Source organism: Flavobacterium covae (assembly GCF_001534645.1).
Taxonomy (GTDB): domain Bacteria; phylum Bacteroidota; class Bacteroidia; order Flavobacteriales; family Flavobacteriaceae; genus Flavobacterium; species Flavobacterium covae.
On sequence record NZ_CP013992.1, the window covers coordinates 1,690,379 to 1,704,869 of the forward strand.

Below are 14,491 nucleotides of genomic sequence, written 5' to 3' on the forward strand. Positions count from 1 at the left end.
AATTCTGTTAACAGTATTTTAACGGTTTTCTAAATAATAAAACGGATTTTGTAATTTAGCACACCGAAATTAAACAATACACTATGGATTTAAACTTCAATAAGAACGAAGATCATAACAGACTTCTACTATCTGAATTAAAACAGCGTTTAGCAAAAGTAAAATTAGGAGGCGGAGAAAAACGTATTGCCAAACTTCATGCTGAAGGCAAAATGACTGCACGAGAAAGAATAGATTATTTATTAGATAAAGACACAAATTCAATTGAAATAGGAGCTTTTGTTGGGGAAGGTATGTACAAAGAACACGGAGGTTGTCCATCAGGAGGAGTTGTTATAAAAATAGGTTATATACAAGGCAAACAATGTATAGTAGTGGCTAATGATGCAACCGTAAAAGCAGGCGCGTGGTTTCCTATTACAGCTAAAAAAAACTTACGTGCACAAGAAATTGCAATGGAAAACAGATTACCTATCATCTATTTGGTAGATTCCGCTGGTGTCTATCTGCCTATGCAAGATGAAATTTTTCCTGACAAAGAACATTTTGGACGTATTTTTCGGAACAATGCTTTAATGAGTAGTATGGGAATTACTCAAATAGCAGCCGTAATGGGAAGCTGCGTAGCAGGTGGTGCTTACCTCCCTATTATGAGCGATGAAGCCTTGATTGTTGACAAAACAGGAAGTATCTTCTTAGCAGGCAGTTATTTAGTAAAAGCAGCCATTGGCGAAACAATTGACAACGAAACTCTAGGGGGTGCTACTACACATTGCGAAATTTCAGGGGTAACAGACTTTAAAGCTAAAGATGATAAAGATGCTTTAGATAGAATTAAAAGTATTGTTAGTAAAATGGGCGATTTTGATAAAGCTGGTTACAACCGAATCAAATCCGAAAAGCCAGCTTTAGATCCGAACGAAATCTTTGGAATTTTACCAAAATCACGGGCAGAACAGTATGACATGATGGAAATCATCAAGCGTTTAGTTGATAATTCTGAATTTGATGAATATAAGGCAGGTTATGGTCAGACAATCATCACAGGTTATGCTCGTATTGACGGATGGGCGGTAGGAATTGTAGCAAATCAACGCTTGATAGCCAAAACCACAGGAGCCAAAACAAAACCTAGTGAAATGCAATTTGGAGGTGTTATTTATTCTGATAGTGCTGATAAAGCAACTCGATTTATAGCAAACTGTAATCAAAAAAAGATCCCTTTAGTATTCATGCACGATGTAACAGGATTTATGGTAGGCTCTAAGTCTGAACATGGAGGAATTATAAAAGACGGTGCTAAAATGGTAAACGCCGTATCTAACTCTGTAGTTCCTAAATTTACAGTCGTAATAGGCAACTCTTATGGAGCTGGCAACTATGCTATGTGTGGTAAAGCCTATGACCCTCGACTCATATTTGCTTGGCCGAGTGCTGAATTAGCCGTTATGGGAGGAGCACAAGCAGCAAAAGTACTTACACAAATAGAAGCCACCTCATTAAAAGCCAAAGGCGAAGAAATTACCCCAGAAAAAGAAGAAGAACTATTCAATAAAATAAAATCACGTTACGACGAACAAGTTTCTCCTTACTATGCTGCTTCTCGTTTGTGGACAGATGCTGTTGTAGATCCTCTTGAAACTCGTACTTGGATTTCTATGGGAATAGAAGCTGCTAATCATGCTCCTATAGAAAAACCTTTTAATTTAGGAGTCATTCAAGTTTAGTTATAAAAAACCACATCTATGTTTCTTAATTATTCATAGTCTATTTAAAAAATCCAATAATAAATTATTTTTTTATTAAAACTCATAAAAATCTACCTTTACACGGTAGATTTTTTTTTATTATGAGAAAATATATTTTATTATTATTATTCCTTTTTTTAAAAACTCAACCTATATCAGCACAGCTAACTGTAGCCAAAGAACAATATAGCCATCGAGATTCTCTACAAGGAGGATTACGAACAGAACGCAGCTGTTTTGATGTACAACGTTATGATTTAAACATCAAAATCAATATTGATCAAAAATCAATAATAGGTTATAATGATATTACTTTTAAAGTAGTAAACCATACTTCAAAAATTCAAATTGATTTATTTGAAAACATGAAAATAGATAGCATCCTTTATGACAACCAAAAACTGAATTACAAACGTGATGAAATAGCTACTTTTATCTATTTCCCTAATACACTTCCTAAAGGAAGCACCCAAAAAATCAGATTCTATTATTCCGGAAATCCTAAAGTAGCCAAAAGAGCCCCTTGGGATGGTGGTTTTACCTTTACTCATGATCTAAACAACAAACCTTGGGTGGCTGTTAGCTGTCAAGGATTTGGGGCCAGTTCTTGGTACCCCGTAAAAGATTCACAAAGTGATGAACCCAATTTAGGAGCTTCTATTAAGGTGGCCGTTCCCAATGGACTGATGAATATATCTAACGGACGATTTCTAGGAAATGAAGATCTCAAAAATGGTTATACCCGTTGGGATTGGGAAGTTAAAAATCCGATTAACACCTACGACATTACTGTGAATATAGGTGATTATGTATTAATTGAAGACCATCATAAGGGCTTAGATCTAAAATATTATGTCCTACGAAATAATGAATCAAAAGCTCGAAAACACTTTGAAGAAGTAAAACCTATGTTGGATTGTTTTCAATCAAAATTTGGCGAATATCCTTTTAAGGAAGATAGCTATAAGTTAGTAGAAAGTCCATATTTAGGAATGGAGCATCAAAGTGCAATAGCATACGGAAACCAATATAAAAAAGGGTATCAAGGGAAGGATTTATCAGGAACTGGGATTGGACTATTATTTGATTATATAACGATACATGAAACAGGTCATGAATGGTTTGGCAATAGTATAACAAGCAAAGACATTGCTGATATGTGGATACATGAAGCCTTTACTATGTATTCCGAAATAGTTTTCATAGAATGTCTATACGGATATGAAAAAGCACTAGAATATTGTAAAGGACTTCGTATGAACATAGCTCATGACCGTCCTATGATAGGAGATTTTGGGGTAAACAAAGAAGGAAGTGGCGATATTTATTATAAAGGAGCTAATATGCTTAACACTCTACGTCATGTTATAGGCATAGATAAATGGTGGGATATTTTGTTAAATTTCTCTAAAAAATACAAAAAACAAATTATCGAAGGAAAAACAGTAATTGATTTTTTTAACAAAGAATCTAAGATGAATCTAACCCCTATATTTAATCAGTATCTAAAATACACCACTATTCCCCTCTTAGAAATTCAAAAAAAAGACCGTACATTTGAAATTAGATGGGTTACGGAGGAGCCTAATTTTAAAATGCCTATCGAACTCTTTATAAAAAATAAAAAACAAACGATCTTGGTTTCCAATAATTGGCAAACGATTCCTTTTGATATAAACAAAATAAGCGACATACAACCCAATGAAAACGCTTTTTATATAAAATATAATCCAAAAAATTAAAACAATAAGCTGATTTTTAGTATATTAGATAAAAATTTATAAACTAACAGCTATGGAAACAGTAAAAAATTTGAATAAGTGGGCAAATGCGCACACTTATTATTCATTGGATTTGTTGAGAATTTTTGTAGGTATTTTTTTATTCATGAAAGGGGTTTCTTTTATGACTAATACCCTTTATTACACACAATTAATTGAACCCATAAAAAATTTTGGTGGTGGAATGCTAATTGTACATTATGTCATGGCAGCTCATATAATGGGTGGAATTATGATTGTATTTGGGTTATTAACACGTTGGTCCATTATAGCTCAAATTCCTATTCTTTTAGGCGCATTCTTAATTAATTTTATCGACCAAATGAATCCAACAAATTTAATTTTATCGTTCTTTTTACTATGTGTTTGTGCTTTCTTTCTTTTTTATGGAAGTGGCAAACACTCTGCTGATTATTATTTTAAAATGGGACAATGATAATTTAAAAAAGATATTATCATCTTTACATTCTCAAAAAAGTGATTAGTTAAATTAGTTAATATAAAAACGGCTTAAGTTTAAAAAAATTAAACTTAAGCCATAATTCACTAAATCTCGTCACTAGTAAATGTAATAAAACTTTTCTTTTTATAAGGACGAATAATCAAACGTCCTTCTCGATCAAAGCGAATGTAATTATAAACCCAATTTAAAAAAACAACCGCTTTGTTTTTAAATCCAATCAATGAAAACAAGTGAACAAACATCCATACAAACCAAGCAAAAACGCCATTAAAATGGTATTTAGGTAAGTCTACAACAGCTAAATTTCTACCAATAGTTGCCATAGAGCCTTTATCATCATATACAAAGGCTTTCATAGATTTATTTTGTTGTAAATTAAGTAGATTATCTGCTAATAAATCCCCTTGCTGTATGGCAGGTTGTGCCATCATAGGATGTCCTTGCGGATACAATTCATTTTCCATAGAAGCAATATCCCCTATGGCAAAAATATTTTCAAACCCTTTTACTTGATTAAACTCATTCACTCTTATTCGTTTCACTCCTTTGACAACAGATTCTTCTGGCAAACCATGTATACAAGCTCCTTGAACCCCTGCTGTCCAAATAACCGTTGCCGCATCTAAAACAAGATTTGTATTAGTCGTAATTGTGCGTCCATCATAATTTGTTACACGTACATTTTTCCAAATTTTAACACCCAATTCTTTTAAAAAATTTTCAGAAGCTACAGAGGATTTTTCTGTCATTGTATTAAGTATCCGATCGCCACTTTGTATTAAATGAATCTGCATTTTTTGAATATCTAAATCGGGATAATCTTTTTGAAAAATGGCTTTTTTCATTTCTGCCAAGGCTCCTGCTAATTCAACTCCTGTTGGTCCTCCCCCTACCAGAACAAAATTCATCAAAGCATTTCTTTCTACTTCATCTTTTGTTAAAACAGCCTCTTCAAAATTTTCTAAAATTAAGCTTCGAATATTTAGTGACTGAGGAATAGTTTTCATAGACATTGAATTACGTTCAATTTCTTTATTCCCAAAATAATTCGTTTTAGATCCAGTAGCAATAACCAAATAATCATAATGTATATCGCCTATTTCTGATAAAACTTTTTGATGATTCGTATCAATTTCTCTTACATTAGTCAATCTAAAGTAAAAATCCGTACATCCTTGAATTACTTTACGAATAGGATATGCTATAGAACCTGCTTCTAATCCTCCTGTAGCAACTTGATACAATAAAGGCTGAAATGTATGATGATTGTGTTTATCAATCAATACGACTTGAAAATTTTTATTTCTTAGTTTTTTGGCTAACGCAATACCTGCAAAACCACCGCCAATTATAACAACTCTTTTCTTTGAACTTTGTGGAATATTCATTAGTTAAAGGACTTGACATTTTTAAAGTTTTAAAATTAAGAAATATCTCTATAAAAAGATTATTAATACCATTTAAACTTAAAATATACGGGATTAAAAAGTAAAATTCTCGATATGTTTTTTCATTTTAGAAATAACTCGAAAAGACGGTTGAGTATATAATTGAAATCATCGTTAGTTCGAGTGCGAAGCGCATCGAAAACCAACACTAATTTTTATTGCTTTTGTAGGATAGTGCCTAAATCAGCATACAGTTTGTCACTCCGGTAAGGAGGAGTCCTATAATCAACATTATGTGATTTTTCTCTTTGGTAAAATGAAAGATTGCGAACTTTTGGACAGTCTCAAGTTTAAAAAATAGTATTATGAGGAAATTTCAAAGTTTAAATGGTATAAGAAGGCTCTAAATCTTTTCTACAAATTATTTATTACTACTGCTTATCTAATCTTTTATATACTTTAACAACTATTTAAAGCATTCTGATTTTCTATTCTGTAAAGTATGTAATATTTTAGCCTTTTGAAAAAAGTATATTGTGAGAATCTTAAAAAAAATAAAAGTTAATCCCATAATTATAAAAGAAAAATTACTTCTTTGGGCAGAAAATTTTCGTGAAGTAGCCTACCTAAACAGTAATGACTATCCACAACAATATAGTTCTTATGACTTAATTGTTGCCGTAGATGCTTTTACTTCCCTAAAAACAGACTATTTTAATGCTTTTGATGATTTAAAACAATATCAACAACAAACCAATGATTGGCTATTTGGTTACTTATCTTACGACCTAAAAAATGATATTGAATTACTAAATTCTAAAAATCATGATGAATTAAATTTTTCTGATTTATTTTTTTTTCAACCTAAAAAAATATTTTTCTTAAGAGGAAATGAACTAGAAATTGCTTATTTAAATATGTGCGATGATGAAATTGATTCAGATCTTGAAGAAATATTGCAGAAAAACAAAAAGGAAACCAAAAAATCTGCAATTATAATAGAACAACGTGTTTCAAAAGAGCATTATATAAAAAAAGTGAACCAAATGTTGACTCATATTCATAGAGGTGATCTTTATGAAGCTAACTTTTGTATGGAGTTTTATGCTAAAAACGTTAAAATCATTCCTTCTGAAATTTTTCAAGAATTAAATAAAATTTCAGAAGCTCCTTTTGCTTGTTTTTTAAAAAATCATATCCATTATTTGCTATGTGCTTCTCCTGAGCGTTATATAAAGAAAGAAAATCAAAAAGTTATCAGCCAACCTATTAAAGGAACTTCTAAACGATTTGAAGATCTCATTTTAGATACAAATTCTAAAACTGAATTAGAACAGAATCCAAAAGAACGGTCTGAAAATATTATGATAGTGGATTTAGTCCGAAATGATTTAGCCCAAACAGCTATAAAAGGTTCTGTAGAAGTAGAAGAATTATGTAAAATTTATTCTTTCAAACAAGTACATCAAATGATTTCAACGGTTATTTCTGAAGTAAAAAGCACAACTAATCCTGTTGATATTATAAAAACCACTTTTCCTATGGGAAGTATGACTGGTGCTCCTAAAATCTCGGCTATGCAAATTATAGAGGAATTAGAAGAAACCAAAAGAGGTTTGTATAGTGGAGCCGTAGGCTACTTTACTCCTTCTGGTAATTTTGATTTTAATGTAGTCATTCGCAGCATTTTATACAATTCTAATACTCATTATCTTTCTTTTTCTGTGGGCAGTGCTATTACCGCATTATCTGACCCTGAACAAGAATACGAAGAATGTTTATTAAAGGCTAAAGCCATGCGTGAAGTATTAAGTTAAAAAAATAAATATTATTATAAATCCATCAAAAAATATTTAATTTTCACAATTTCTCTTTAGTATCCTATTTACTTTTATAGTTTGCCATTAAAAAATAAATTATGTCATTCCTATTACTTCTATACTGGTTCCAACGAAGTCTAAACAATATAAGAATAAGGTTTTCTACAAATCTTTTGATTATAAAATGCAGAAATACTCAATGTATAATTTGAACACCTATATTGTATCAAATTAAAAAAAGGGATCTATACTCATAGTTTAGATTTTTTAAATAATTTCAATCTCAATTATTACTAATAAAATTCAATGAACAAAAATGCTGATACAATTACAGAATCACATTAATAAAAACCTTCCCTTCTTAAATGATAAAAAATTACTTCTAGCTGTTAGTGGTGGTATTGACAGCATGATTTTATTAAACTTGTTTTCAAAATTAAACTTACAAATAGCTATTGCACATTGTAATTTTCAATTAAGGGGTGAAGAAAGTAATAAGGACGAAGAATTTGTAAAATTTGAAAGTCAAAAATTAAAAGTTAAAAGTTTTATTAAAATTTTTGAAACGCAAATATATGCGAACGACAATAAACTTTCTATTCAACAAGCAGCACGCGAATTACGCTATAATTGGTTTTATGAATTATTAAACACACAACGATTTGATTATTTGCTAACCGCACATCATTTAGATGATTCGTTAGAAACATTTTTAATCAATTTCACCCGTGGTACAGGTATTGAAGGACTAACAGGAATCCCACAAATCAATGATAAAATTATACGCCCTTTATTAATTTTTTCTCGTGAAGAAATTGAAAAATACGCAGCAGAAAATAATATTCAATGGAGAGAAGATGCAAGCAATGCTTCTGATAAATATTTCAGAAATAAAATTAGACATCACGTAGTTCCTATTCTAAAAGAATTGAATACGAATCTATTAAGTTCTTTTCAAAATACAATTAAAAATTTAAAACAAACTGAGTCTCTTGCAAGTCATTCTATTTATAATAAATTGGAAGAAATAGCAATTAAAAAAGGAGATGACATTTATTTTGATGTTGTAAAATTACAAACTTTACCAAATTATAAAGCCTATTTATATGAATGGCTCAAATCATACGACTTTCATGATTGGGATGCTATTTACGACTTAGTAGAAAATCAATCAGGTAAACAAATATTTTCCGACGACTACCGATTAATAAAAGATAGAAATATTCTTATTCTAACTACAAAACAAACTTTTATTACTTTAGAGTTCTTTATTTCTAATGAAACTAAGTACACTGAAAATCCAATAAAATTGCGTTTTTGTAACTCAGGTTACAATACAATACCTACAAAATCTTCTATTTTTGTAGATAAGGAAACGTTAAAATTTCCTTTAAAACTTAGAAAATGGCAAAAAGGTGATTATTTTTATCCATCTGGAATGAAGGGTAAGAAAAAAATAAGTAAATACTTTAAAGATGAAAAATTTTCATTAGTTGATAAAGAAGATACTTGGCTTTTACTTTCAGACGACAAAATTGTTTGGATTATCAATCATAGAGCTGATAATCGTTTTATTGCCCATTCCGAAACAAAAAACGTATTAAATATAATTTTCACAGAATGAAAAAATTACTAGCCTTTTTATTTTTTTTAAGCTCTTTAGGTGCTTATTCTCAAATACTAAATCCAGTAAGCTGGAAAACAAGTGTCCAAAAAAAATCAGACACTGAGTTTATTATTACTTTCGATGCAAAAATAGAACACGAATGGCATCTATTTTCACAGTTTACACCTGATGGTGGGTCTTTACCTACTGTTTTTACTTTTAAAAATGCAAAAGGAAATTACCAATTAGTTGGCAAAACATCTGAAAGTACTTATAAAAAGGTATATAGTGAGGTTTTTGAAGTAGATGAATATTTATTTGAAAACAAAGCACAGTTTAAACAAACAATAAAGCTTATTAATCCTAAAAACACAAATGTAAAAGTATATGTAGAATATCAAGTATGTAAAGAAGCTTGTATACAACAAGACAAAACATTTGATATACAATTACCCCTAACAAACACGGAAGCAGCAAAAGAAAACGTTACAAACACAGAAGTAACACCTACAGACACAACTAATAAGATAATTGCTGTTCCTTTGATCACAAAAGAAAATAAGCCATCATCAGATATTGACACAAACAATAGCTCTACTACAAAAACGGAAGATAACGATAAAAGTCTTTGGACGATCTTTTTATTAGCTTTTCTAGGAGGATTTGCTGCTTTACTGATGCCTTGTATTTTTCCGATGATACCAATGACGGTAAGTTTTTTTACAAAACAAAGCAAAACAAAAGCAGAAGGTATAAGAAATGCCATTCTATACGGATTGTCAATTATTGTTATTTACGTAATCCTTGGTTCTTTAATAACAGGTGTTTTTGGCGCAGAAGCTTTAAACGAATTATCAACAAGCGTTTGGTTTAACTTAATCTTCTTTGGATTACTAATTGTATTTGCTCTTTCTTTTTTAGGCGCGTTTGAAATTGTTTTACCAAGTTCTTGGGCAACAAAGTTAGATTCACAAGCGGATAAGGGAGGAATCCTTGGAATTGCATTCATGGCTCTAGCTCTTGCGGTGGTTTCATTTTCTTGTACAGGACCTATTGTAGGAACATTATTAGTAGAATCTGCTACAAAAGGAGGAATTGCTCCTATCGTTGGAATGTTTGGTTTTTCTTTAGCTATTGCACTTCCCTTTATGCTTTTTGCTATGTTCCCTGGATGGTTAAACACTTTACCAAAATCAGGAGGATGGTTAAACACCGTAAAAGTTTCTTTAGGATTTTTAGAATTGGCTTTTGCTTTTAAATTTTTATCTAATGCGGATTTAGTTTTACAAAAGCATCTATTAGAAAGAGAATTATTCCTAGCTATTTGGATTGGTATTTTTGGTGCTTGGGCTCTGTATTTATTTGGTAAATATATGTTACCTCATGATTACGAAAAAGCTGATAAAATTGGTATTGGAAGACTCATAATGGCTATTATTGTTACCTCATTTACTTTTTATATGATTCCTGGGTTATGGGGAGCTCCTCTTAAAATTTTAAGCGGATTAACACCTCCATTAAATTATGCAGAAAGCACAAATGGTTTAGGTTCTTCTTCCGCTGCTTCAAAATCAGAATTACCTGAACACGCGCATTACGGACCGCATAACATTGTTACTTTTGATGATTACGAAACAGGTTTAGCATACGCAAAAGAAGTTAACAAACCTGTCCTTCTGGATTTCACAGGAGATGCTTGTGCTAATTGTAGAAAAATGGAAGATAATGTATGGTCTAACCCTGAAGTATTATCTATCTTACAAGAAAAAGTTGTTATCATTTCTTTAGTTTGCGACCGAAAAATTGAATTACCAAAAGAGCAACAATATATTTCAAAAGCAACAGGTAAAGAAATCATAACAATTGGTAATAAATGGAGTGATTTCCAAATTACGAGATACAAAAGCAACTCTCAACCCCTTTATGTAGTTTTAGATTCTAACGGAAATGACTTGTCTAAACCTATTGGCTTTTCAGGTATAGATGAATATAAATCTTGGTTAGAAAACGGCATCAATAATTTTAAAAAATAATTATGAATCCCCAATTAATACAAAATCATTTAAAGGAGTATTTAAGTTCACTCCACATTTTAAATGAAGATGAAATTAATTGGGGATCTTCTTTTTTTAAAATCATTATTCTAAAAAAATCTGATTTTTTTATCAAACAAGATGAGCCTTGCTTGCTTTTAGGTTTTATTGCAAAAGGAATGGTCAAAGCTTACTCTGTAGATCATTATGGTAAAGAAAACATTTATTGTTTTGGTATTGAAAACGATTTTGTAACTATTTTAACTAGTTTTCAAAATAAAACACTTTCTACAAAAAACATACAGGCAATAGAAGATAGTTTATTACTTACTATTACCTTAGAAAATTTAAACCTACTTATTAAAAAAAGTACTAATTGGGAAAAAGTTGCACAACATATTATACAAAAAGAGTATTTAGAAAAAGAACGTTTTTTACAACTTTTTCATCATCAATCAGCAAATTTAAAATTTCGAAACCTAATTAAGTTTTATCCTTTTCTTCTTACCCGAGCTAAAACAGAAGATATAGCTTCCTTTATAGGAATTACTACTCGTACATTAAATAGGGCTAAACTACATTTTTATCAAAAAGAATAAGACAAATGTCTTTTTTTACTCATTTTTTCTGTTCTATTTTCGTTTCATATAAATTTTTAAGATTCATTTTTGAATATTTAAACCAAAATATCTTTTTTATATGATAAAAAAAATAGCACCCGAAGTATTTCATATTCCTTTATTACCCCGAAATAGTGTAAACTGTTATATTATAGAGGGAGTATTAGTAGATGCTGGCATAAGAAGTTCTTTTTCTAAAATAAGAAAAGCAACAGAAGAAATCCCTATTTATGCACACGCGTTAACACATGCTCATCCTGATCACCAAGGCGCGTCGCAATTAATTTGTCATACTTTAAACATCCCTTTGTATTGTCATACAAAAGAGGTAGAAAGAGCTGAATCTGGATTGGCAACTAAAGATTATCCTTCACCTAAAAATATAATTTCTTTATTACAACAAAAATTTTGGGCAGGAAAAGGAATAAAAGTAAACAAGGTACTTCGAGAAGGAGACTTTTTGGGTGAATTTAAAGTAATTGAAACGCCTGGACACTCTGATGGACATATTGCTTTTTTTAGAGAAAAAGATGGTGTTTTAATTGCTGGTGATGTAGCTACAAACATGAACCTAATTACAACTCAAAAAGGTTTGTATTTACCTCCTTATCTATTTACTTCTAATCTTAAAGAAAATCTTTATTCTCTACAAAAAATAGCTAAACTCAATCCGCGTATTTTGTGTTTTGGGCATGGCTCTGTTTTTTACAATCAGGATAAAAAATTTGAAAAATTTGTAGCTAAAGAATTTGAAAAACATTTACCTATATAAACTTTTCAGTAAAAATAGTAAGATAATTTTTTATTTTTTTTCTATTGTCTTGCTATTTTTAGCAATTCTTGTGATATTAAATTTTGCTTTAAACCCTGTGGCCAATCCCCATTTATCGCCCATCAAAATTTTAGATTGACTATCTGTAAACAAAAATTCCCCTGTATTAGGAGTAAAAGTTCCTTCGTTTAGAGCTTCAATTTCTATATGATTAATCCCTTCTGTAAGATAAATTATTACTTTCTTTCTAAATCCTTCTAAATACAAATAGTCAGTCACATTTTTGCCGTTTACCCAAACTTGAACCTGATCTCCATCTACCTCTCCGAAATCTCGATAGTTTAAGGTTATGGTTTCTGAATCTATAGTAAAATCTCCAAAATATTGATGTTTTCTAAACTCTTTTGGATCCAAAACACCTTCTTTAATCTGAGGCTTTAGTTTATCATTCATTTTTTCTGCATAAAGCTTTCCTAAGTCTAGATCACTACCTCCTCCTGTCATTTGCATTTCTTTATCTGTTTTAGGTAAATCATATTTTTTAGGAGGTACTCTAAACAATTTAGGCTCAAAAGGTTTATTTAACGAATATTGAGGAGCTATTTCTTGTTGTTCTTTATTTTTATTAGGTTCAGGAATATCTATTCGTGGTATTTTTAACGAAGGCAATCGTTTTCCATCGTTTTGCGCTTGCAACTTGAAACATACAAAAACTACAGTTATAAAAATTTGGTATCGTATCATATGGGTATATCAAAAATCTTTCTTTTTCTTATCTTTTTTAAAAGGTTTATTCTTTTTAAAAAAAAGTTTTTAGGGTATACGCTTGGCTTCTTCCCAAAAAACATCCATTTCAGCAAGTGTCATATCCGAAAGGTCTTTGCCTAACACTTTTGCTTTTTGTTCTAAATAGGTAAACCGTTTAATAAATTTTTTATTCGTTCTTTCCAAAGCGTCTTCTGGATTAATTTTTAAAAAACGAGCGTAATTAATCATTGAAAAAATGACATCTCCAAACTCTGCTTCTATTTTATCTTGATTTCCTTTTTTTACTTCTTCTTGTAATTCTTGTAACTCTTCTTGTACTTTATCCCATACTTGATATGATTCTTCCCAATCAAAACCTACTCCTTTTACTTTATCTTGTATCCTACTGGCTTTAACCATAGCAGGCAATGATTTAGGTACTCCTTGTAAAACTGATTTTTTACCTTCTTTGAGTTTTAGTTTTTCCCAATTTTGTTTTACTTCTTCTTCATTATTTACTTCTACATCTGCATAAATATGAGGATGACGATGAATGAGTTTATCAGAAATAGCATTGGCTACATCAGCTATATCAAAATGTTGAGTTTCACTACCTATTTTTGAATAAAAAACAATATGGAGTAATAAATCTCCTAGTTCATTTTTAATTTCATTTATATTATTATCTAATATAGCATCTCCCAACTCATAGGTTTCTTCTATGGTCAGATGACGTAAACTTTCTAATGTTTGCTTTTTATCCCATGGACATTTTTCGCGAAGTTCGTCCATAATGTCCAGTAGACGATTAAAAGCTTGTAGTTGTTCTGAACGTGTATTCATATTGTTTTTTATAAAAAATAATAGGTTTACTAAATAACAAAAAATCCTGCATTTGTTGATCAAATACAGGACTTATATTTTTGTTAAAATTACAACTGATTATTCTTCAGATTTTGCTTTTTTTGTAGCTCTTGGTTTTTTTGGTTTTTCTTCTTTTTCACCAGTTGCTTCTTCTTTTTTAGCTCTAGTTGCTCTCGGCTTTTTTGGTTTTTCTTCTGTTACTTCTTCTGTTATTGTTTCTTCAGCTAAAACCACTAATCCTTTTGCTTGTAGTATATTATACCAGTTCAAGATTTTTTTTACATCAGAAGGATATACTCTATCTTGATCGTAATCTGGTAAAATTTCTCCAAAATATGCTAATAAAGCAGCTTTATCCTCTTTTAAACGAGGGGCTTCACCACCATTTTCTTTTTTGGCAATAGCACTCATTACATCTACTAATGGTTTTTCTTCTGAGTAAGTGTATACTGATATTTCAGATAATAGACTTACATTACTTTGCATACCTACTGTTACCTTTTTACCATCAACTAATGATTCTGCTACGAAACCAGTTCTTGTTTGCATTTTTAAAGCATATAAACCTGGCTTTCCTGAAATGGCTAATATTCTTTCTAAATTCATTTTGTTAAATTATTTTTATTGCTCCTCTATAGAAAGAGCAATT

General features: G+C 30.6%; 12 protein-coding genes. 8 read left to right on the plus strand and 4 right to left on the minus strand.

Annotated features, from left to right (window positions below; genetic code table 11):
* The first annotated feature begins 83 nt into the window (after positions 1-83).
* The 3 genes from AWN65_RS07490 to AWN65_RS07500 all read left to right on the plus strand — a co-directional run bounded on the left by AWN65_RS07490 (position 84) and on the right by AWN65_RS07500 (position 3,965).
* Positions 84-1,727: an acyl-CoA carboxylase subunit beta gene (locus tag AWN65_RS07490; protein ID WP_060382589.1), complete on the plus strand. Its 1,644-nt coding sequence runs from the start codon at positions 84-86 to the stop codon at positions 1,725-1,727.
* Between the two features lie 122 nt (positions 1,728-1,849).
* Positions 1,850-3,490 (plus strand): M1 family metallopeptidase, encoded by a 1,641-nt coding sequence (locus tag AWN65_RS07495; RefSeq protein WP_060382590.1) that lies wholly within the window; start codon positions 1,850-1,852, stop codon positions 3,488-3,490.
* A gap of 52 nt (positions 3,491-3,542) precedes the next feature.
* Positions 3,543-3,965 (plus strand): DoxX family protein, encoded by a 423-nt coding sequence (locus AWN65_RS07500; protein WP_060382591.1) that lies wholly within the window; start codon positions 3,543-3,545, stop codon positions 3,963-3,965.
* Between the two features lie 110 nt (positions 3,966-4,075).
* Here AWN65_RS07500 and AWN65_RS07505 read toward each other — a convergent pair whose 3' ends face one another.
* On the minus strand, positions 4,076-5,380 hold the full coding sequence (locus tag AWN65_RS07505; protein ID WP_060382592.1) for an NAD(P)/FAD-dependent oxidoreductase: 1,305 nt from the start codon (positions 5,378-5,380) through the stop codon (positions 4,076-4,078).
* 536 nt (positions 5,381-5,916) lie between these two features.
* Here AWN65_RS07505 and AWN65_RS07510 point away from each other — a divergent pair.
* The 5 genes from AWN65_RS07510 (at position 5,917) to AWN65_RS07530 (ending at position 12,231) form a co-directional block, all read left to right on the plus strand.
* Positions 5,917-7,197, plus strand: a complete 1,281-nt coding sequence (locus tag AWN65_RS07510) for an anthranilate synthase component I family protein (protein ID WP_060382593.1) — start codon at positions 5,917-5,919, stop codon at positions 7,195-7,197.
* Between the two features lie 319 nt (positions 7,198-7,516).
* Positions 7,517-8,824: a tRNA lysidine(34) synthetase TilS gene (tilS, locus tag AWN65_RS07515; protein WP_060382594.1), complete on the plus strand. Its 1,308-nt coding sequence runs from the start codon at positions 7,517-7,519 to the stop codon at positions 8,822-8,824.
* A complete protein-coding gene (locus tag AWN65_RS07520; protein ID WP_060382595.1) occupies positions 8,821-10,839 on the plus strand; it encodes a protein-disulfide reductase DsbD family protein in 2,019 nt (672 codons plus the stop codon). The genes tilS and AWN65_RS07520 overlap by 4 nt, the downstream gene beginning before the upstream one ends.
* 2 nt (positions 10,840-10,841) lie before the next feature.
* Complete coding sequence (locus AWN65_RS07525; RefSeq protein WP_060382596.1) at positions 10,842-11,438, plus strand: Crp/Fnr family transcriptional regulator; 597 nt, start codon at positions 10,842-10,844, stop codon at positions 11,436-11,438.
* Positions 11,439-11,538: 100 nt separating this feature from the next.
* Positions 11,539-12,231: an MBL fold metallo-hydrolase gene (locus AWN65_RS07530; protein WP_060382597.1), complete on the plus strand. Its 693-nt coding sequence runs from the start codon at positions 11,539-11,541 to the stop codon at positions 12,229-12,231.
* A gap of 30 nt (positions 12,232-12,261) precedes the next feature.
* On the opposite strand, the gene AWN65_RS07535 is transcribed toward AWN65_RS07530, so the two are convergent.
* The 3 genes from AWN65_RS07535 to AWN65_RS07545 all read right to left on the minus strand — a co-directional run bounded on the left by AWN65_RS07535 (position 12,262) and on the right by AWN65_RS07545 (position 14,448).
* Positions 12,262-12,975 (minus strand): hypothetical protein, encoded by a 714-nt coding sequence (locus AWN65_RS07535; RefSeq protein ID WP_145902548.1) that lies wholly within the window; start codon positions 12,973-12,975, stop codon positions 12,262-12,264.
* Between the two features lie 69 nt (positions 12,976-13,044).
* Positions 13,045-13,821, minus strand: coding sequence for a nucleoside triphosphate pyrophosphohydrolase (gene mazG, locus AWN65_RS07540; RefSeq protein WP_060382599.1), 777 nt, complete (start codon positions 13,819-13,821; stop codon positions 13,045-13,047).
* A 99-nt stretch (positions 13,822-13,920) separates the two neighbouring features.
* Positions 13,921-14,448: a DUF5606 family protein gene (locus AWN65_RS07545; RefSeq protein WP_060382600.1), complete on the minus strand. Its 528-nt coding sequence runs from the start codon at positions 14,446-14,448 to the stop codon at positions 13,921-13,923.
* Positions 14,449-14,491 lie beyond the last annotated feature (43 nt).

Coding starts and splice junctions, on each gene's coding strand:
- AWN65_RS07490 (WP_060382589.1), top strand. CDS start 84: ATGGATTTAAACTTCAATAAGAACGAAGATCATAACAGACTTCTACTA.
- AWN65_RS07495 (WP_060382590.1), top strand. CDS start 1,850: ATGAGAAAATATATTTTATTATTATTATTCCTTTTTTTAAAAACTCAA.
- AWN65_RS07500 (WP_060382591.1), top strand. CDS start 3,543: ATGGAAACAGTAAAAAATTTGAATAAGTGGGCAAATGCGCACACTTAT.
- AWN65_RS07505 (WP_060382592.1), bottom strand. CDS start 5,380: ATGAATATTCCACAAAGTTCAAAGAAAAGAGTTGTTATAATTGGCGGT.
- tilS (WP_060382594.1), top strand. CDS start 7,517: ATGCTGATACAATTACAGAATCACATTAATAAAAACCTTCCCTTCTTA.
- AWN65_RS07520 (WP_060382595.1), top strand. CDS start 8,821: ATGAAAAAATTACTAGCCTTTTTATTTTTTTTAAGCTCTTTAGGTGCT.
- AWN65_RS07525 (WP_060382596.1), top strand. CDS start 10,842: ATGAATCCCCAATTAATACAAAATCATTTAAAGGAGTATTTAAGTTCA.
- AWN65_RS07530 (WP_060382597.1), top strand. CDS start 11,539: ATGATAAAAAAAATAGCACCCGAAGTATTTCATATTCCTTTATTACCC.
- AWN65_RS07535 (WP_145902548.1), bottom strand. CDS start 12,975: ATGATACGATACCAAATTTTTATAACTGTAGTTTTTGTATGTTTCAAG.
- mazG (WP_060382599.1), bottom strand. CDS start 13,821: ATGAATACACGTTCAGAACAACTACAAGCTTTTAATCGTCTACTGGAC.
- AWN65_RS07545 (WP_060382600.1), bottom strand. CDS start 14,448: ATGAATTTAGAAAGAATATTAGCCATTTCAGGAAAGCCAGGTTTATAT.